19 protein-coding genes are annotated in these 17,334 nt (G+C 72.0%); 11 read left to right on the top strand and 8 right to left on the bottom strand.

Going from position 1 to position 17,334, the window contains the following annotated elements:
* Window positions 1-18: 18 nt before the first annotated feature.
* From DWB77_RS33780 to DWB77_RS33765, 4 genes are read left to right on the top strand one after another with little or no spacing between them, the layout of a single operon-like run.
* Window positions 19-768, top strand: a complete 750-nt coding sequence (locus DWB77_RS33780; protein WP_120728537.1) for an SDR family NAD(P)-dependent oxidoreductase — start codon at window positions 19-21, stop codon at window positions 766-768.
* Window positions 769-809: 41 nt separating this feature from the next.
* A complete protein-coding gene (locus DWB77_RS33775; protein ID WP_120726104.1) occupies window positions 810-1,745 on the top strand; it encodes a class I SAM-dependent methyltransferase in 936 nt (311 codons plus the stop codon).
* Window positions 1,742-2,983, top strand: a complete 1,242-nt coding sequence (locus DWB77_RS33770; RefSeq protein ID WP_120726102.1) for a pyridoxal phosphate-dependent aminotransferase — start codon at window positions 1,742-1,744, stop codon at window positions 2,981-2,983. The genes DWB77_RS33775 and DWB77_RS33770 overlap by 4 nt, the downstream gene beginning before the upstream one ends.
* A complete protein-coding gene (locus DWB77_RS33765) occupies window positions 2,980-3,699 on the top strand; it encodes a tryptophan 2,3-dioxygenase family protein (RefSeq protein ID WP_120726100.1) in 720 nt (239 codons plus the stop codon). The genes DWB77_RS33770 and DWB77_RS33765 overlap by 4 nt, the downstream gene beginning before the upstream one ends.
* Here the strand turns inward: DWB77_RS33765 and DWB77_RS33760 are convergent.
* Window positions 3,690-4,433 carry a hypothetical protein gene (locus DWB77_RS33760; RefSeq protein ID WP_246033949.1) on the bottom strand — a complete coding sequence of 248 codons (744 nt, stop codon included), beginning with the start codon at window positions 4,431-4,433 and terminating at the stop codon, window positions 3,690-3,692. The genes DWB77_RS33765 and DWB77_RS33760 overlap by 10 nt on opposite strands.
* Before the next feature lie 257 nt (window positions 4,434-4,690).
* On the opposite strand from DWB77_RS33760, the gene DWB77_RS33755 reads away from it, so the two are divergent.
* Window positions 4,691-5,890 carry a nitrate/nitrite transporter gene (locus DWB77_RS33755; protein WP_120726099.1) on the top strand — a complete coding sequence of 400 codons (1,200 nt, stop codon included), beginning with the start codon at window positions 4,691-4,693 and terminating at the stop codon, window positions 5,888-5,890.
* Here DWB77_RS33755 and DWB77_RS33750 read toward each other — a convergent pair.
* The 4 genes from DWB77_RS33750 to DWB77_RS33735 all read right to left on the bottom strand — a co-directional run bounded on the left by DWB77_RS33750 (window position 5,857) and on the right by DWB77_RS33735 (window position 9,389).
* Window positions 5,857-8,004, bottom strand: coding sequence for a HelD family protein (locus tag DWB77_RS33750; RefSeq protein WP_246033716.1), 2,148 nt, complete (start codon window positions 8,002-8,004; stop codon window positions 5,857-5,859). The two genes, DWB77_RS33755 and DWB77_RS33750, sit on opposite strands and share 34 nt — an antisense overlap.
* A gap of 98 nt (window positions 8,005-8,102) precedes the next feature.
* Window positions 8,103-8,735 (bottom strand): TetR/AcrR family transcriptional regulator, encoded by a 633-nt coding sequence (locus DWB77_RS33745; RefSeq protein WP_120726097.1) that lies wholly within the window; start codon window positions 8,733-8,735, stop codon window positions 8,103-8,105.
* A gap of 40 nt (window positions 8,736-8,775) precedes the next feature.
* Window positions 8,776-9,150: a toxin Doc gene (locus DWB77_RS33740; protein ID WP_114034648.1), complete on the bottom strand. Its 375-nt coding sequence runs from the start codon at window positions 9,148-9,150 to the stop codon at window positions 8,776-8,778.
* Complete coding sequence (locus tag DWB77_RS33735) at window positions 9,150-9,389, bottom strand: hypothetical protein (RefSeq protein WP_120726095.1); 240 nt, start codon at window positions 9,387-9,389, stop codon at window positions 9,150-9,152. Before DWB77_RS33735 ends, DWB77_RS33740 begins: the two co-directional genes overlap by 1 nt.
* 192 nt (window positions 9,390-9,581) lie before the next feature.
* Here DWB77_RS33735 and DWB77_RS33730 point away from each other — a divergent pair, with 192 nt between their 5' ends.
* The 4 genes from DWB77_RS33730 to DWB77_RS33715 all read left to right on the top strand — a co-directional run bounded on the left by DWB77_RS33730 (window position 9,582) and on the right by DWB77_RS33715 (window position 12,279).
* Window positions 9,582-10,088, top strand: a complete 507-nt coding sequence (locus DWB77_RS33730; RefSeq protein WP_174248663.1) for a carboxymuconolactone decarboxylase family protein — start codon at window positions 9,582-9,584, stop codon at window positions 10,086-10,088.
* Window positions 10,089-10,387: 299 nt separating this feature from the next.
* Complete coding sequence (locus DWB77_RS33725; RefSeq protein WP_120726093.1) at window positions 10,388-11,014, top strand: GNAT family N-acetyltransferase; 627 nt, start codon at window positions 10,388-10,390, stop codon at window positions 11,012-11,014.
* Entirely contained in the window at window positions 11,011-11,490 is a 480-nt protein-coding gene (locus DWB77_RS33720; protein WP_120726091.1) for a diadenosine tetraphosphate hydrolase, read from the top strand. The genes DWB77_RS33725 and DWB77_RS33720 overlap by 4 nt, the downstream gene beginning before the upstream one ends.
* 132 nt (window positions 11,491-11,622) lie before the next feature.
* The gene (locus DWB77_RS33715; protein WP_120726089.1) at window positions 11,623-12,279 is read left to right on the top strand and encodes a maleylpyruvate isomerase N-terminal domain-containing protein; all 657 of its coding nucleotides are present in this window, start codon (window positions 11,623-11,625) and stop codon (window positions 12,277-12,279) included.
* A 56-nt stretch (window positions 12,280-12,335) separates the two neighbouring features.
* Here DWB77_RS33715 and DWB77_RS33710 read toward each other — a convergent pair whose 3' ends face one another.
* The gene (locus DWB77_RS33710) at window positions 12,336-13,202 is read right to left on the bottom strand and encodes an arylamine N-acetyltransferase family protein (RefSeq protein WP_246033715.1); all 867 of its coding nucleotides are present in this window, start codon (window positions 13,200-13,202) and stop codon (window positions 12,336-12,338) included.
* An 817-nt stretch (window positions 13,203-14,019) separates the two neighbouring features.
* Between DWB77_RS33710 and DWB77_RS33705 the strand changes: the two genes are divergently transcribed.
* A complete protein-coding gene (locus tag DWB77_RS33705; protein WP_120726086.1) occupies window positions 14,020-15,369 on the top strand; it encodes an efflux RND transporter periplasmic adaptor subunit in 1,350 nt (449 codons plus the stop codon).
* A gap of 103 nt (window positions 15,370-15,472) precedes the next feature.
* Window positions 15,473-15,787 carry a hypothetical protein gene (locus DWB77_RS33700; protein WP_120726084.1) on the top strand — a complete coding sequence of 105 codons (315 nt, stop codon included), beginning with the start codon at window positions 15,473-15,475 and terminating at the stop codon, window positions 15,785-15,787.
* A 24-nt stretch (window positions 15,788-15,811) separates the two neighbouring features.
* Here the strand turns inward: DWB77_RS33700 and nadE are convergent, their stop codons facing one another.
* Together nadE and DWB77_RS33690 are read right to left on the bottom strand one after the other, a co-directional pair.
* The gene (nadE, locus tag DWB77_RS33695; protein ID WP_120726082.1) at window positions 15,812-16,642 is read right to left on the bottom strand and encodes an ammonia-dependent NAD(+) synthetase; all 831 of its coding nucleotides are present in this window, start codon (window positions 16,640-16,642) and stop codon (window positions 15,812-15,814) included.
* A gap of 119 nt (window positions 16,643-16,761) precedes the next feature.
* Window positions 16,762-17,331 (bottom strand): PadR family transcriptional regulator, encoded by a 570-nt coding sequence (locus DWB77_RS33690; protein WP_120726080.1) that lies wholly within the window; start codon window positions 17,329-17,331, stop codon window positions 16,762-16,764.
* Window positions 17,332-17,334: the final 3 nt, after the last annotated feature.

Here is a 17,334-nt window from a genome sequence, read left to right as displayed (position 1 = left end):
AAAGTGGGCCACACGTCCATGAGCCTGCACGGAAAGAGCATGGTGGTCACCGGCGCCGGCACCGGCATCGGACGGGCCGTCGCCCGCGCCCTCCTGGCCGCCGGAGCGTCGGTGACGCTGGTGGGGCGCAGGGCGGGACCGCTCGGCGAGGCGGCGGACACCGAGGGCGGCGAGCGGGCTCTGGTGCACCCCGCCGACATCGGCGACGCGTCGGGGGCGCGGGCCGCGGTCGAGGCCGCCGTGGAGCGGTTCGGCGCGGTGGACGGGCTGGTCAACAACGCGGGCCTGGCCCGGTTCGCGCCGATCGAGAGGGCGGACCTCGCCGATCTGACGGCCATGCTCGACGTCAACCTCCTGGGCCCCGTCCGTCTCATCCGCGCGGCGCTGCCCCAGCTGCGCGAGCGGGAGGGCGCCGTCGTCAACGTCTCCTCGGTGGGCGGGGCGCTCGCGATGCCGGGCCGCGCCCTGTACGGGGCGACGAAGGCGGCGCTCAACAGTCTGACCCGCTCCCTCGCGCGCGAACTCGCCCCGCACGTACGGGTCAACGCGGTGCTGCCCGGCCCGGTGGACACCCCGATGTACGGGGACCTGGGCCTGGACGCGCAGGGCACCGACGACCTGATCGCGGGCCTGGTCGAGGCCACCCCACTGGGCCGCTTCGGCCGGCCCGAGGAGATCGCGGGCTGGGTGTGCAATCTGCTGGACCCGGAAACCTCGGGCTGGGTCACCGGTGCGCTGGTCGCCATCGACGGGGGACGTAGCGCGTGATCACCGAATCGGAAAACGGCGACGCGGAAGGAATCAGGCACATGGAAACCGCTGACAACACCACCACCGAGACAGTCATCGAGGAAAGCACCATCTACACGCGCGAGGAATTCCGCACCATCGACGTGGGCGCCATCATGCGCGACGGCCACCCCGACATCTCCGACGGTGACCGCCTCATCGTCGACCGGGTCGCCGCCCGGCGTGCGGAACTGGGCAGGCCGCTCACCGTCATGGACGTGGGCTCCGGCTCGGGCGTGCTCGCCGCGATGATCGCCGACCGACTGCCGGACTGCCGCGTCATCGCCAACGACGTGGCCCGCAACCCGCTGGAGCAGGCCCGGGACCGCCTCGCGGACCGGCCGCACGCCGAGGTGTTCGGCTCCCCCTTCGAGCAGTGGCAGGAGCCGCTCGACGTCATGATCTCCTGGGGCAGTCACCACCACCTGCCGCACAACCACCTCGCGCACGCCCGCGAACTCCTGGGCGGGGACGGCCTGTTGATACTGGGCGACGAGTTCTGTCCGGAGTACTGCACACCCGAGGACGCCGCACGGCTCAAGTCCGCGGAGGTCATCGAACTGGGCGGTGGGTATCTGCTCGCCAGCGACGAGGAAATAGCCGCCTATCGCAAGGACGGGTCGATCCCCGAGTGGTCGCGCGCGCTGGAGGACCGCCGCCGCAAGACGCTGTGGAACTGGTACAAGTTCGTCATCGACTACGCCATCGAGCGCGACAACTGGATGGTGGCGATCGCCGAGATGCAGATCACCAAGGACGACGTCGTCACCGCCTTCGAGGAGGAGCACAAGCTCTCCCCTCTGATCGTGGAGCACGAACTCGCCGTCAACGGCTTCCGGCAGCGCGCCAAGCACGTCATCGGCGACCGCGAGCCCGCGCTCCAGAGCTTCTTCGTCTACGAGTTCCTCGTCGACTCCGAGGCGGCGCGTCCCACCCCCGGTCAGGGGCGGTCGTGAACGCCGTGTCCCGGGCCGGCACCATCCCGTCCTCGTGTCTGCACGAGGTGTTCCGCTCCGCCGAGGAGCGGGAGCGGACCACGGGCCGGCCCGTCATCAAACTCCATGTCGGGGAGCCCTACTTCAAGCCTCCGCGCGAGGTGGCCGAGGCCACCGCGGAGGCCGTGCGCTCGGGCCGCACCGCCTACACCTCCGCGGAGGGGATGCCCGCGCTGCGCGAGGCGCTGGCCGTCAAGCTGGAGGTGGAGAACGGCCACCGCACCTCGCCCGACCACATCTTCGTGACCCCCGGCTCCTGTCAGGGCCTGGCCGCCCTGATGCAGTCCCTGGCCGGTCCCGGTGACGAACTGCTGCTGCCGGAGCTGCACTGGCCGATCCACCTCCAGCAGTGTCTGCTCGCCGGGTTCCGCCCCGTGTTCTATCCGCTGGGCCCGCACTTTCGTCCCACCGCCGAGGGCATCCGGGCGGCCCTGACCCCCCGGACCCGGGCGGTCCTGATCAACTCGCCCGCCAACCCGACCGGCGCCGTCCTCGCCGTGGACGAGATGGCGGCGATCCTCGCCGTGGCCCAGGAGCACGACCTCCAGATCATCAGCGACGAGGCGTACGAGCACTTCGTCTACGACGGCGAGCACACCTCGTTCGCGTCCCTGGAACGCTCTCTGGCGGAGCACGAGCGCCGGGTCTCCTCGACGTTCTCCTTCTCCAAGAGCCTGGCCATGACGGGGTACCGGCTCGGCTATGTGGTCACCCCGCACCGCCGAGCCGCCGACGCCATGCGGGTGGTTCAGGAGGCGAGCCTGGTCAGTCCGTCGACGCCGGTGCAGTACGCGGGCCTGACGGCGCTCAAAGCACGCGACAGCGCGGTCACCAATGCGGCGCTGGTCCGCGCCAACCGGGACCGGGCCCTGCCCGCCCTGCGGGAGGCGGGGCTGCTGGCCGAACTGCCCCAGGGCGGCTGGTACGCGGTCCTGGACGTCGCCGGGGTCTGCGACGACGCGGCCGGCTTCGTGCGGGGCCTGCTCGAACGGTACGACGTGGGCCTGGCGCCGGCCGCCGGATTCGCGCTGCGGCCGGTGGTCTCCGCGTCGGGCCGGACCCTGTCCGCCGAACCGGCGGCGCAGGCGAGGACCCTGGTGCGCCTGGCGTTCTGCGGCGACCCCGAGGAGCTGGACACCGGGGTCGAGCGCCTCCTCGCGTACACCGCGGATCACGGGGCGAGCGGCGGGCACCCATGAGCTCGTCCGACTACGCGCGCTACCTCGCCCTGGACGACCTGCTCGGCCTTCAGCGTCCGCTCTATCCGGCGGGCCGGGATCCGGCCGTCGAGGCGGCCGAGCGCTTCTTCATCGTGGCGCACCAGACGAGTGAACTGTGGCTCGCGCAGGCCGCGTTGGACATCGACGCCGCGGTGGACGCCCTCGCGGAGGCGGACGGCTCGCCGGAGTGGGACGGTCCCGAGCGCGCCCTGGAACACCTGGGCCGGGTGACCGGCATGGTCCGCGTCCTGGACGAGACCGTACGGCTTCTGGAGCGCCTGCCCCTCCAGCACTTCGCCGCGTTCCGACGCCATCTGGGCACGGCCAGCGGCGCCCAGTCGCGGGGCTTCCACGCCCTGGACGACCGGTTGGGCACCGCGTCCGACGGCGGCACGAGCCCCCTGTACAGCGCCTATCTGAAGGCGCTGGCGGCGGGCGCGACGCGCGTGGAGGAGGTGTGCGAGCGGGGGGCGGCGGGCGCCGGCGTCCACCACCGCGTGGCCGAGGCCCTGCTCGACCTCGGCTATGCGTTCTGGCGCTGGAAGATCACCCATCTGTCCCTGGTGGACCGCACGGTGGGCGGCCTGCGCGGCACCGGTGGCTCCACGGGCCTGTCCTATCTGGCGGCCCGGGTGCGCATGCCGTTCCCGGAGCTGCGTGCGGCGCGGGAGGAACGGCACACCCTTCAGGAGTAGCTCCGCCCCGCACCTCCCGGAGCGCGGACCGCGCCGTCCGGCTCGCGCTCCGGGGCCCGTGCACCCGAACCGGCGTCACCGGGTGCGTCACCGGCCAAACCTGTCAGGCTCAGGGCCCGCAGCATGGCGGGCAGGTCCCAGTGGTCGTACTCGGACCGGGCGACCAGCGATTCCACCAGTTGGGGCGTCAGTTCGTACCGTTCGGCCCGGTCCAGAACGTCCTGCGGGCCGCCCTCACCGTCCTGGCCGCTCTCCCCGTCCTCGCCGAGGTCGAGGGTCTCCAGGACGTCGTCGCGGTCGACGAAGCGGCTCATCCCGCAGTCCAGGCCGTCGTCGTCGAGGCCCTGCGGATAGGGGGCACGCGACCAGGCGCCGTTCTCGTACCAGTAGACGCAGCCGAGTTCATAGCCCTCGATCAGATCGCGGAGCCTGGCGAACGGCAGCCACTGCGGGGCGCCGGCCAGCATGTCGATCGGGGGTTTGTGCCATTTGACGTCGCTGGACTCGTCCTCGCCGTAGAGCACGAAGCGGCCCTCGCCCATGTCGGTCAGCGTCCACGCCGTACAGCCGCAGTCGTCGACGTGCAGACCGCCACCGTCGATCCAGGTGCCCGTGCGGTGCACGAACGGCAGCTCCTCGTTCTCGGTCGACGCCTCAAGGACCGCGAGCAGGCCCCACCGCGCCCAGAGCGTCTTCGGGCCCGGCAGATCACCGGGCAGGCCCGGACGGTGCATCGTCACTGTTTCCCCCTTGCTGCCCCCGTGAGAAGAGCGCCTGAGAAGCGCGTCTTCCTGTGCTCGGCCGAGCCTAGCGGGCGGGTCCGACAGTCCCGCCGGGGCGCCGAGGAGACCACACATCGGCGGCCCTTCCCCGTTCCGGTCCGGGTCCTCCGTACGGCGCAGTCCGGCGCGCCCCGGCGGGGGCGGCCACCTTGACTGAGGGCGTGGACACTGATTCGAAGCCCTCTGGCGCCGCGTACCGAAACCTGGTGATGGCGACGGTCGGGTTCACGCTGACGTTCTGGGCGTGGGACCTGATCGCCCCCTTGGCAGGCGATTACAAGGACCGGCTGCACCTCAGCTCACTCCAACAGTCGTTGCTGGTCGCCGTCCCGGTGCTCGTCGGGTCGCTCGGGCGGATCCCGGTGGGTGCGCTGACCGACCGCTACGGCGCGAAGCTGATGTTCCCGCTGATGTCGGCGCTCACCATCGTGCCGGTACTGCTCCTGATCCCGGCACGCGACAGCTACGGCCTGATGCTGGTGATCGGCTTTCTGCTGGGGCTCGGCGGCACGACCTTCGCGATCGGCATCCCCCTGGTCAACTCCTGGTTCCCCCCGCACAAGCGGGGCCTCGCACTCGGCGTGTTCGGCATGGGCATGGGCGGGGTGGCGCTCTCGGGATATCTGACGCCCCGCATCGCCAAGCACGGCTATCACGTCCCCTTCCTCGTGGTGGCGATCGCCCTCGCCGTGTACGCGGTGCTCGCCGCGCTCCTGATCACGGACCGCCCCGACCGGCCCGTCCCCACGGCGACGCTGGGCTCCCGGCTCGGCCGGGCGGGACGGCTCCGGGTGACGTGGGAGCTGTCCGCGTTGTACGCGATCGGGTTCGGCGGGATCGTCGCGTTCGGCGTGTATCTGCCCACCTACCTCAAGACCTGGTACGCCCTGTCGCCGACCGACGCGGGCTCCAAGGCGGCGGGGTTCGCGCTGGCCACGGTCCTCTTCCGCCCGATCGGCGGCTGGCTCTCGGACCGCGTCCACCCCGCGCTCGTCACGGCCGGGGCGCTGCTCGCGGTCGCCCTGCTCGCCATCGTGCAGGCCTTCGACCCCCCGCTGTACCCGGGCGGCACCACGGCCCTGCTGTGCATGGGCGCCGGTCTGGGAACGGCCAGTGGCAGTGTCTTCGCCCTGGTCTCCCAGGTCACCCCCCAGCCCCAGGTGGGCAGTGTGACCGGCATCGTGGGGGCGATGGGCGGCCTCGGTGGCTTTGTGCCGCCGCTGGTCATGGGGGCGATCTACAGCGCCAAGGACTCGTACTCGATCGGCTTCATGCTCCTGTCCGATCTGGCCCTCGCGGGGTGTGTCTACGCCTTCGCCCGGATGCGCACGAGCCGTCCGCCGTCCGAGGCGCCGCCGGTCAAGTCGCCCCAGACTCAAGCGAGTTCGGAGGGCAGCGGCCTGCTGTGAACGATGTCGAGGCCGGACACCGCCCGCGTCAGCACCACATACAGCCGGTGCAGGCCGCGTTCCTCGGACGCGGCGATCTCGGCCGGTTCGACGGCCACCACATGGTCGTATTCGAGCCCCTTGGCCAGGGTCGCGGGCAGGAGGGCGACCCGGGCCGCGCCGCTCGCGTCGAAGCCGGCGGCGGCGAGGGCCGCTCTCAGGGCGGGCACCTCGTGGTCGGCCGCGATGACGCCCACCGATCCCTCCCCGCGCAGCGCGGCCCGCACCGCTTCGACCACCTCGGCGGCGAGACCTTCGGGGGTCGCGGCGAGCCGGTGGCTCAACCGGCCGTCCCCGCGCAGGGACCGGCCGGGCGGCACGTCCACGTCGAGGGCGGGAAGCAGCCGGTTGGCCAGCTCCACGATCGCGGCCGGCACCCTGAAGCCCGTGGTCAGCGGCACCACGACGGCGTCCGGCTTGCCCAGATGGGCCAGTTGACGCCGCCAGTCGCGGGCCGCCCACGGTGTGGTGCCCTGGGCCAGGTCGCCGAGCACGGTCAGCGAGCCGAACACGGCCCGTCGGGCGATGGCCCGGCACTGCATCGGCGACAGGTCCTGCGCCTCGTCGACGACGATGTGCCCATAACCTTCCGGGTGTTCGATCAGGCCGGACACCTCGTCGAGCAGGATCAGATCGGCCGCCGACCACCGCGCGGACTTCCAGGAGCGCGGGGGCCCCGCCCACAACAGCGCCTGCTGCTCGGCGCCGTCCAGTACGCCCTCGGCGGCCGAGGCGAGCGCCTCGGGGTCCGTCAGCAGGTCGGCCAGCACCTCCTCGGGCTTGACCCGGGGCCACACCGTGTCGACGTACTCCGTCACCGGACGCGCCCTGGTGATCTTCTGGAGCCAGGTGTTGTTCATGGGCCCGGCCCGGCGCTCCGCCTGGAGCTGGATCGCCCGGACCGCCCGGCTGCGCACCCGCTCCCGCCCGATGGCGTAGGGCGGCGCCTCGGCGCGTACCGACGCCACGATCGAGGCCAGCTCGTCGCGTGAGACCCGCCAGGTCATCGAACCCTCGCGCAGCGCAAGGGAGTTGACGGGGTGTGCGACGCGCCCGTACAGCGCGCGGCGCAGCACCTCGGCCATGCGGGCGTCATGTTTGACGCGCGCGGTCTCCGGCGCGTCGACCGCCCGTACCTCGCGGCCCCGGGTCCCGCGCGCGACCTCCTCGTCCACGGTGGACTGGCGGATGCCGCTCTCGCCGAGCGCGGGCAGGACTTCGCAGACGTAGGACAGGAAGGTGCGGTTGGGACCGAGCACCAGGAGGCCGCGCCGCTGGAGGCGTTGGGGGTGGGTGTAGAGGAGGTACGCCGCCCGGTGCAGGCCGACGGCGGTCTTGCCGGTGCCGGGGGCGCCCTGCACGCAGATGGACCGGGCGAGCTCGGAGCGTACGAGGTCGTCCTGCTCGGGCTGGATGGTGGCCGCGATGTCCCGCATGGGCCCGACGCGGGGGCGCTCGATCTCCCCCGCGAGGATCGCACTGGTCCTATGCGCCTCCCCCGCCGTCAGGCGCTCGTCCTCCAGGCCGGTCAGGTCCTCGGCGGCCCCAAGGCTTCCCCTCGCCCAGCCGAAGCGTCGACGGACCTCGACGCCCTGGGGGTCGCGGGCGCTCGCCTGATAGAAGCGGCGCGAGACGGGGGCGCGCCAGTCGACGACCAGGGGCGGGGCAAAGGGGTGCTCGCTGATGCGCCGACGGCCGATGTGATAGCTCTGCCCGGCGTGGTCGGCGTCGGCACACGCGTCGAAGTCGAGCCGCCCGAAGAACAGCGGGCCCTGCGGCATGTCCCTCAACTCCTTGGCCCAGCTGCGGAGTTGATAGCCCAGCACCTCGGCGTCCGCGCCGGAGGCGAACGCGTTCTCACCGTTGACGACGCGCTCGTCGGCGCCCTCGGTCATCGCGGCGAGGGCCGCGCGGCAGGCGTCGTGATGGGCCCGCTCCTGAGCGAGCTGCCGAGCGAGCTCCCGGTCGGGCTTCGGGCCGAGCTCCCGGTCGGGCTTCGGGCCGAGCTCCCTGCCGAGCTCCCTGCCGGGCTTCGGGTCGAGCTCCTTGCCGAGTTCCCGGTCGAGTGACGTCATACCGACCAGGATAACGTAACCGGGTTACATTCTTTACTCGGTAACGAACTCGAAGGCCCCCCGGTGAACCGCTCCGGGGCGGGTGGCGCCCACCGCCTTCACGCCACCTCCCCGTACTCGCGCCCCAGCCCCCGCGCCAGTTGCCCGAACGCCTGATCCGCCGCGGCCACCGCTTCCTCGTACAGCGCCCGCGCGCTCTCGCCCCGGGCGATCCGGTTCCAGTTCTCCTCCGCCAGGATCCGCTGCACGGCGATGATCTGGCCGGCCGCGACGCGCGCGCCGACGCCCTCGCCGAGCTCGGCGGCGAGCGCCTCCTCGGACCTGCCCTGATACCCGTGGAGACGCGCCACCAGGCTCGGCGTGCCGTACAGCAGGGCGTGATAGGCGCGTACCCGCGGGTCGTCGCAGAGCCCGGTCACCGGGTCCCGGCGCTCAAGGCCCTCGCGGAAGCGGGCGCGCAGGGCGGGCAGCGGAGCGACTCCGGCGGCGCGCCCGGCGGCGACGACGCGGGCCGCCTCGTCCTCGTGGTCGGCGAACCGGTGCAGCACGAGGTCTTCCTTGGTGGGGAAGTAGCGAAAGAGGGTCGGCTTGGAGATCCCGGCGGCGGCCGCGACCTCCGCGACGGAGACCTTGTCGAAGCCCCGCTCCAGGAACAACCCGATCGCGGCCTCCGACACCGCCGCGAACGTCTGCCGCCTCTTGCGCTCCCGCAACCCCATCTCACTGCTCATGCCGCGAGCCTACGGGGCGGCACATGCGGCACGCGCCCGGTCAGATGCGCCAGGCGCGGATGCGGTCGGCGGCCTGGTAGACGCTCACCTTGCCGGCCTGGATGTCGCGGACGAGGTCGACCATCGCGCCGTACGGAGGGTCGATGCCCTCCCCCGAGGCGTACATGTAGGCGGCCGTCACCTGGCAGGCGTACAGGCTGTTGCGGTGGGGCAGCGGTTGCAGGCGGACGAGGGTGTGCAGCAGGGCCGCCGCCCGCCAGGAGGGCTCGGGGTCGGCGGTCGCGGGGCGCGGAATGCGGGTCTTGTGCCGGGCGACGGCCGCGACGAGGGCGGAGTAGTCGGCGACGCTCACGTCTTCGGGGACAGCCTGCTCCTGGACGTCCAGGAGCCACGGGACGTCGATGTAGAGGACCATCAGGCGGCGTCCACCCCCTCGTTGCGCGCGCTCGGTGGCGCCTCGTCCGGGAAGGCCTCGTCGAACTCGGCCCGCTGGTGTTCGCCCCAGGAGAGCGCGTAGCGGACGAATTGCAGGCGCTGCTGCTCGCGCAGGGGCAGGTCGTGGACGTACTGCTTGAGGGACTTCCCGTCGGCGGCCGCGGCGGCCCGGACCGCTTCGAGTTCCTCGTCGGTGAAGGTGATGTTCAAGGACGGCATGGATCGATGGTACCTAGTTGGTACCTGCTCGGCCATGGGGCGTCGGCGCGGGACCGCGGGCGGCGCGTCCGGTGGGAGGGCGGGGTCGGGCGGGACGGCGGGGTCCGGCGCGTCCGGTCACATTCGCGCGCCGTGATCCGTCAGTGCGATGACAGCGACAAACAAGCATTGATTGATGAGCGGGAGATGGTCATGCAGACACGTTCGATCACCACGCGGGTTCCGATGGGGCCGCGGATGTCCGAGGACCCGGGGCAGCTCGTTCCGGAGCTGGCCGAAGTGTCGGCCGCGCTGTTCAGGGTCACCGGCAACGGCTCTGTGCCGCGCTCCACGATCAGCCTGGTCCAGCTGCGCGCGGGCCAGATCGTGGGCAGCACCTATCTGACCGTGCTGCACACCGGCTTCCTGCGCAAGGCCGGGGAGTCGGAGGAGCGGATCACCTCGGTGGTGTCCTGGCAGGACTCCCCGTACTTCACCGAAGCCGAACGCGCCGCGCTGGCGCTCGTGGAGGCCGTGCTCCAGCCCGCCGCACAGGGCGAGCGGGTCCCGGACGAGCTGTACGCGCTGGCGGCCGAGCACTACGAGCCCAAGGCGCTGGCCACCTTGATGTTCGCCATCGGCCAGGTCAACTTCTTCCTGGCCGTCGCCCTCATCGCCAAGCCGGTCCCCGGCCGCGCATTCAGCGACCCCTGGAACTGACCCCCCTCCCCCCGGGGCCGGGTCGGCCGGGCCCGGGGGCTTCACGTCGAGACCCTCTTGGACGACCTTTCCCGACGCGAACATCGGGACGAAGGGTCTTCCGCGCAATTGCCCGGCATCGCAACGCATCAGCCCCGGCGCTGATCGCCTGCCTCGCAGACATACAGGCGAGGCCCGCCCATCGGCGCCTCGCCGAAGCCCCGCACCACGACGGCCACGCGCGTATGCGGGCGACGGCTTGCGAAGGAACGGCTCCCCCAACTGCGCAGCCACCGTGAGCCGTTGACATACTCCGGCCCATGGAGACGAGTACGGGGGCGGATGTGGGACGGCTCGGCCGAGAGGTGGGCGGAGGCGGCGTGGGTCGCGACGCGCGGTGGGTGCTGCGGCGCGCGGAACCCGCCGATGTGGAGCGGATCGTGGAGATCCGGGCGGTGGTGATGCGTCCGGACCTGGAGCGGCTGGGGCGCTTCGATGCGCACCGCGTCCGCCAGCGGTTCCGGGACGCCTTCTCCCCCGCGCACACCTCGGTCGTCGTGGCCGACGGTGCCGTCGCGGGCTGCGTGGCCCTGCGCGCGGCCGAGGACGGCTACTGGCTGGAGCACTTCTATCTGGCCCCGGCGCTCCAGGGCCGCGGGGTCGGTTCAGCCGTCCTGCGGACGGTACTGGGGCGGGCCGACGCGGACGGCATGCCCGTCCGCCTGAACGTCCTGCGCGGCAGCGCCGCCCAACGGCTGTACGAGCGCCACGGGTTCACCCTCCAGGCACAGGATCCCGTCGACGTGTTCATGGTCCGCGAGCCGAGCGTGGAGCCCCACCGGGCTCCTGGGCCGACCGTGCCCGCTTCGGCTTCGGCTTCGGCTTCGGCTTCGGCTTCGGCTTCGGCTTCGGCTTCGGCTTCGGTGTCGCGGAGGCTCCCGGCATGATGGACGATTGGCGAACGGATCGCATCGCCAGTGCTCTGCGCGGTGAAAACCCCACCGTTCTGCGGCGGTTGAGGGCGGGCTTCGCGGTGATCGGAGACGTGCAGTTCCTGCCGGGCTACTCGGTGCTCCTGGTGGACGACCCCCGGGTGCAACGGCTCTCCGAGATGGCGAAGCCGAAGCGACGGGACTTCCTGGCCGACCTGGACGTACTCGGTGAAGCCGTCGAGCACGCCTGCCGCCGGCTCGACCCGGCCTTTCGCCGGGTGAACCTGGAGATCCTCGGCAACACCGACGGGTTCCTCCACGCCCATGTGTGGCCCCGCTTCGACTGGGAGCCCGCCGAGTTGGTGCGCGTTCCGGTGTGGCTCTACCCGCACGAGAACTGGAGCGACCCGCGCCACGCCCTGTCCCCGCGCCACGACGCGCTGCGCGCGGCGATCACCGCGCAATTGGACCGGTTGTCCGCGCTCGATTGACGCTGTCCCACCGCGCGCGACGGAGCCCGCCGCCCCGTCACTTGCGACCCACGCCTCCCGGCCCTGAGAGCGCACGTCCAAGCCGGTCCGGCGCGCTTGTCCACCCGCGCGGCGCCGCCCTACCGTGCTGCCGTGGATCTCTTCGTACGCTCCTGGGCCGCGCTACGCGCCGCGGTCGCCGGGCTCGCGGACCGGGACTTCGAGCATCCGTCCGGCTGCGCGGGCTGGCTCATGCGGGACCTCGTGTGCCATCTGGTCATCGACGCCCAGGACGTCCTGATCACCCTCGTCACCCCGGCCGAGACGGAGCCGACCGTGGACGCGGTGACGTACTGGCACGTCGGGAACGAACCGCCGGCCGGTGACGACCCGCTCGACGCGCTGACCGTCCGGCTGGCCGCCGCGTACGAGCAACCGGGGCTGCTGGCCTTCCATTTGGACGACGTCGGCTCCGCGGCGGGGAGGGCGGCCGAGCTCGCCGACCCGGACGCCCGTGTGCGTACCCAGGGCCAGGTCCTCACCGCGCGTGACTACCTCACCGCCTACGTCCTGGAGTGGACCCTGCACCACCTCGACCTGAGCGGCCCGCTCCCGCACGTACCCGGGCCGCCCGCCGAAGGTCTGGCGCGCTCGCGCACGCTGCTGGAAGCGATCGCCGAGGCCGAGTTCCCGGCCTCGTTCACCGATACCGACGCCCTGCTGATCGGCACCGGACGCCGGGCGCCCACCCCCGGGGAGACCGCGGAGCTCGGAACGCTCGCCGCCAGGCTGCCTCTCGTCCTCGGCTGACGCCCGCCTCACGGCGCCGGGGCAGCATCCTCAACTCGCCCTCGGCGTACGGTTGTTCAGGCCAGCTTGGCCAGCAACAGGTCGACGTCCCGTGTCGACAGCTCGACGCCGAAGACGTCGGCCAGCACCTTGGGCACCTCGTTCGGTTCCAACTCCCGGGTCTCGGGGAACCCTGCGACGCCGGGCCGGATCGTGGTCAGCCGGCGGTTGTCCAGGAGGTGCAGCCGGTCGGGGTGCACGCGCTGGAGGCAGAGGCGGTCGCTGAAGGGCGAGTGCGGGCTGGAGGCGCCGTAGTGGTTGCTCACCTTGAGGTCGACCGGGTACTGCCGGTGGAGGGTGAAGGTGTGCCGGACCATCCACCCGTCGGCCGTCTGCTCGGTCCCCTCGCGCTGGTCCGCGGGCTGGTACAGCGCCCACCCCGTCTCGCCGGGCGTGACCTCCTGGCGGCGCAGCCGATACGGCCACACCGCGTCCGTGACATCCGTGGCGTCGGTCAGCTCGATGGGTTCCAGCGGGCTCGCACCGAAGCCGACGTCGCTCAGCCAGCGCCTTCCCTCCAGCTCGACGATCGCCATCGCGTGCGTCTCCGGCCGGATGGTGGGAGAACCCATGCTGACCCGGCCCTGGACGACGAAGAACTCGAAGCCGAGGCGTTCGAGGGCCGCGGCGTAGAGGGTGACGTGCTCGAAACAGGTGCCCCCGCGGGCGTTGCCGACCATCTTCGCCTGGACCGACTCCAGGTCCAGCGGACGGTACTTGCGCAGCACCGCCTCGACGTTCTCCCAGCGTACGGAGAGCACATGGGCCCGGTGCAGCGCGCGGAGCGTTGCCAGGGTGGGGGTGCGGTCGCCTCGGTGGCCGAGGTGGGCCAGATAGGCGTCGAGGTCGAGGGCGTCGCCGTTCCACATGAAATGGGCCTCCATATGTGTTGTCGTGTGGCGTCGAGTGGCGTCATGCGTCGTCGTGTGGCTTCACGCCGAGCGTGCGTCATCCGTGCCCTTCCCAGCGATCTCGCCGGCGGAGCTATTCCTTTCCTGTCCCCGGCCCCGGCCCCGGCCCCGATCCCGGTCCCGCGGACCGTGCCCGCCCCAAAACCCGTTTTCGTCCGCGGACCGTGCGGGGCTGGTCGCGCAGTTCCCCGCGCCCCTAAACCCTCTCGAACCTACGGACCGCGGTCGCTTCTCGCGCAGTTCCTCGCGCCCCTAAAAGCCCTTCGGTCTGCGGACCGTGCGGGGCTGGTCGCGCAGTTCCCCGCGCCCCTAACCACTCGGTGCTGGCCAGCATCGGCCAACCTCAGCCTGTCCGGCGATTGAGGACGAGCGCCCTTAAGGCGCGATACGGGGTCTGGGGCGGAGCCCCAGGAGGCCGGGGCCATCCAACCCCCTGCACGGGCGGGTGGGTGGGCGAACCCGCGGGGTCTGGGGCGGAGCCCCGGGAAGGCCGAGGGGACGAGCCCGCCGCACCGGGGAGGGGAAGCCGGACACGGCCGGGCTCGCTCCTTCAGCGTGCGCCTCGATTGCCCTTCCGCCAAGGGGATTTGACGACGATGTGTGAGGAAAACCTTCCGATCCGGGGCTGCGGTAGGGCAGTCTGAAGGGTGGGGCCCTTGTGGTCACGCAGAGCGACGGGCCCGGTTGCCCTCGCGGACCAAGGGACCTGACCACGCGGCAAAGTCCCAGGTCCGCAAGCTTGGCCGGGGGGTCATGGCCGCCGACGCGAGGCGCTGAAAGGCTCCCGGGTATGAAGGTCCTTCCGCGGCTGCATAAAGCCGTCCTGTTGAACTCGGCGCTCGGTGCAGTGCTCATCGCGGCCGTGGGCGGTGCGTACGCGGTGGTGGCGACCTCCGACAGCGACACGCCCCGGCGCACGGCCACCCGTACGGCCGCCGTCTCCACGGGAAAGGTGCAGGCGACCGTCGCCGGGGCCGGGCTGCTGGCGTCCCCGAGCGACGCCGGTGTCAACTTCACCACCGGTGGGCAACTGACCCGGGTCGAAGTCAAGCCCGGTGACAAGGTCACCAAGGGACAGCTGCTGGCGAAGGTCGACGACAAGACGGCGCGCGAGGCGGTCACACAGGCGAAGACGGCCCTGGCCGCCGCCAAGGCGAACCTCGCGAGTGTGCAGGCGGGTCAGCCGGCCAGCCCGCCGGCCACTCCCAACACCAACCCCTCGGGCAAGTCGAGCGCGCCCGCGTCCCCCACACCCAAGCCCACGCCCACTCCCCCGGTGTCGCCCACCCCCACGCCCTCCGCCACCACCACTCCCACGCCGACGCCCAAGTCGCTGACCGGGGCCGCGGCCGAGCAGTCGACCGACGAGGGCTCCGCCATCCGCATGGAGCCCGTCGCGCACACCGCCGTTGACCCCAATCTCCTCATCCAGGCCCAGGCGCAGGTCGCCCAGGCGCAGAGCACCCTGGACGCCGCCCAGCGCGCCCTCGAAGGGACCGTGCTGACCGCTCCGGTCGACGGCACGGTCGCCTCGGTGGGCGCCACCGTCGGACAAACGGTGATCGGCACGACATACGCCTCCGGAGCGGGTACGCCTCCGGGCGCGCCGGCTCCCGCCGCCTCCAACGCCCCTGCCCCGGGCGGCAGTTCGGCGGCGCCCAGTGGGTTCATCGTGCTCACCAACCCGACCGGGATGCAGGTGAAGGCCAATGTCTCGGAGGCCGACGCGCTCCGGCTCAAGCCGGGCCAGGCGGCCACCGTCACGCTGACCGCGCAGTCCACCACCACGCTGAACGCGAAGGTGCTGTCGGTCGGCACGCTCGCCGTGAACGGCCCGGCCGGCAGCGGCGCCGCCGGGCAGTACCTGGTGACCCTGGACATCATGGGCCCGACGACGGATCTCCACACGGGGCAGGGCGTCAGTGTGCAGATCGTCGCGGGCGAGGCGTCCGACGCGTTGTTCGTGCCGACGGCGGCGCTGATCGGCTCCGGTGCCAAGCGCACCGTGACGGTGGTCGCGGCCGACGGCACCGCGCACTCCGCGCAGGTGACGGTGGGCGTCGAGTCCGACACCAACACCCAGATCACCAGCGGCCTGACGCAGGGTCAGAAGGTGCGGATCACCACCGTCGCGCCTTGATTTCGGGGCGACTTGACGAGGGCGGGCCGTGCGGGCCCGCTCGTGGCGCCCGGCACACCCGCCGGGCCCGCACCATCCATCAGGACAAGGGAGTACCGAAGACATGGTCCGAGACCGTGACGCGTTCACCAAGACCGACGGCCAGGACCCCGATCCCGCGACCGTCGCCGCACCCGCTCTGAACACGGCCCCGTCCGCGCCCCGGGAACAGGGCGCCGCCACGGCGTCCCCCGTCGTGGACACCGCCGTGCGGCCGACACCGCCGTCGGGCGCGCACGTCCCGGGTGCGACCCCCGCCGAGCGTCGCACCGTGCCGTGGCGTCAACTGCCGTGGCTGACGCTGCTGTTGGCGGTCGGCATCGTGGCGGCGCTGGCCTTCATCGCCGGCGTACTGGTGGAGCAGCACCACCTTCAGTAGGCGGTCGCTGTCACGCCCGGGGCGTCAGGGCGCGATGGGCAGGCGGCGCTTGTGCTCGGTGAGGCGGTAGCGGTTGACGATGGTCTCCACGGCCCGCCCGTCCACCGGCTTGCCCTCCAGGAAGTCGTCGATGTCGTCGTAGGTCACGCCCAGCGCGTCCTCGTCGGCCTTGCCCGGGGCGAGGGTCTCCAGGTCGGCGGTCGGGACCTTCCACACCAGCTCGGAGGGCGCGCCCAGGGCGTCGGCGACGGCCCGCACCCGGCGCTTGGTGAGGCCGGTCAGCGGGACGAGGTCGGCGGCGCCATCGCCGAACTTGGTGAAGAAGCCGGAGACCGCCTCGGCGGCGTGGTCGGTGCCGACGACCAGGCCTTGATGGGCGCCGGCCACCGCGTACTGGGCGATCATGCGCTGGCGGGCCTTGATGTTGCCCTGCACGAAGTCCTGGTGGGCCTCGTCGCGGAAGGCCACATCGGCGGCCACGCAGGCCTGGAGCGCGGCGTCGCTGGCGGGCTTGATGTCCACGGTCAGCACGTGGTCGGGCTGGATGAAGGAGAGCGCGAGCTGTGCGTCGTGCTCGTCGGCCTGGACGCCGTAGGGCAGCCGCATGGCGTAGAAGCGGGCCTCGTGGCCGGCCGCCCGGGCCCGCTCGACGGCGAGCTGGCACAGTCGCCCGGCGGTCGTGGAGTCGACGCCGCCGCTGATGCCGAGGACCAGGCAGCGCAGACCGGTGGAGGTCAGCCGCTCGGCGAGGAAGGCCACCCGGCGTTCGATCTCCCGCTCGGCCTCGAAGGTCTCGGCGACCTCCAGCTCCCGGGCGATCTCCTGCTGAAGGGCGATGGACGCCGGCTCGCTCACGTCTGCTCCTTGTTCCGTTCGACCATGTGCTGTCGTCCCCAGCGTAACCAAGCCGGATCCGTCCGACCGCTCGGGCTCGCGACCGCCGTCCCCGCGGCGACCTGCGGCGGGACCCGTCCTCACCGCTCGGCGTCGGCCCTGTGCCGCTCCCGCAGGACGGCCGCGATCCGGCGGCACCAGTCCCGGTGCTCGCGCTCGAAGGCCAGACCGCGCAGACATGTCAGATACGGTCCGATGCGCTCGCCGTGGAGCAGGAAGTCGTCCTCGTCCCGATCGCCCCTCAACTGCCGTAGCAGCGCGCCCAGTAGCTCGATCTTCGCGTCGGCTGCCGCCGCCCGCTCTTCGAGCTGGCCGATCACCGGAGCGGTCCCGATGCGGTCGGCGGCCTGGACCTTGACGAGCAGGTCGTCCCGGATGAACGAGGGCTTGGCCGTGGCCGCAGCGAACGTCTCCAGCTCGGCGCGGCCGGCGTCGGTGACGTGGAAGAGGCGTTTGTTGGGCCGGGTCTCCTGGACCACCTGACGTCCGGCGACCAGACCGTCCTTCTCCAGTTTGGCGAGCTCGGCGTAGAGCTGCTGGGGCAGGGCGTGCCAGAAGTTCGCCACGCCGATGTCGAAGGCCTTGGCCAGCTGGTAGCCGCTGAACTCGCCGTCCAGCAGCGCCGCCAGCACCGCGTGTCGCAGAGCCATCGA

It is taken from the genome of Streptomyces hundungensis (genome assembly GCF_003627815.1).
Classification (GTDB): Bacteria; Actinomycetota; Actinomycetes; order Streptomycetales; family Streptomycetaceae; genus Streptomyces; species Streptomyces hundungensis_A.
This window is presented reverse-complemented; position numbering and strand designations above follow the sequence as displayed.

Coding starts and splice junctions, on each gene's coding strand:
- DWB77_RS33710 (WP_246033715.1), bottom strand. CDS start 13,202: ATGGAGGCCCATTTCATGTGGAACGGCGACGCCCTCGACCTCGACGCC.
- DWB77_RS33730 (WP_174248663.1), top strand. CDS start 9,582: ATGCAGACACGTTCGATCACCACGCGGGTTCCGATGGGGCCGCGGATG.
- DWB77_RS33725 (WP_120726093.1), top strand. CDS start 10,388: ATGGAGACGAGTACGGGGGCGGATGTGGGACGGCTCGGCCGAGAGGTG.
- DWB77_RS33700 (WP_120726084.1), top strand. CDS start 15,473: ATGGTCCGAGACCGTGACGCGTTCACCAAGACCGACGGCCAGGACCCC.
- DWB77_RS33775 (WP_120726104.1), top strand. CDS start 810: ATGGAAACCGCTGACAACACCACCACCGAGACAGTCATCGAGGAAAGC.
- DWB77_RS33760 (WP_246033949.1), bottom strand. CDS start 4,433: ATGCACCGTCCGGGCCTGCCCGGTGATCTGCCGGGCCCGAAGACGCTC.
- DWB77_RS33720 (WP_120726091.1), top strand. CDS start 11,011: ATGATGGACGATTGGCGAACGGATCGCATCGCCAGTGCTCTGCGCGGT.
- DWB77_RS33690 (WP_120726080.1), bottom strand. CDS start 17,331: ATGGCTCTGCGACACGCGGTGCTGGCGGCGCTGCTGGACGGCGAGTTC.
- DWB77_RS33755 (WP_120726099.1), top strand. CDS start 4,691: ATGGCGACGGTCGGGTTCACGCTGACGTTCTGGGCGTGGGACCTGATC.
- DWB77_RS33735 (WP_120726095.1), bottom strand. CDS start 9,389: ATGCCGTCCTTGAACATCACCTTCACCGACGAGGAACTCGAAGCGGTC.
- DWB77_RS33745 (WP_120726097.1), bottom strand. CDS start 8,735: ATGAGCAGTGAGATGGGGTTGCGGGAGCGCAAGAGGCGGCAGACGTTC.
- DWB77_RS33740 (WP_114034648.1), bottom strand. CDS start 9,150: ATGGTCCTCTACATCGACGTCCCGTGGCTCCTGGACGTCCAGGAGCAG.
- DWB77_RS33780 (WP_120728537.1), top strand. CDS start 19: ATGAGCCTGCACGGAAAGAGCATGGTGGTCACCGGCGCCGGCACCGGC.
- DWB77_RS33750 (WP_246033716.1), bottom strand. CDS start 8,004: ATGACGTCACTCGACCGGGAACTCGGCAAGGAGCTCGACCCGAAGCCC.
- DWB77_RS33705 (WP_120726086.1), top strand. CDS start 14,020: ATGAAGGTCCTTCCGCGGCTGCATAAAGCCGTCCTGTTGAACTCGGCG.
- DWB77_RS33765 (WP_120726100.1), top strand. CDS start 2,980: ATGAGCTCGTCCGACTACGCGCGCTACCTCGCCCTGGACGACCTGCTC.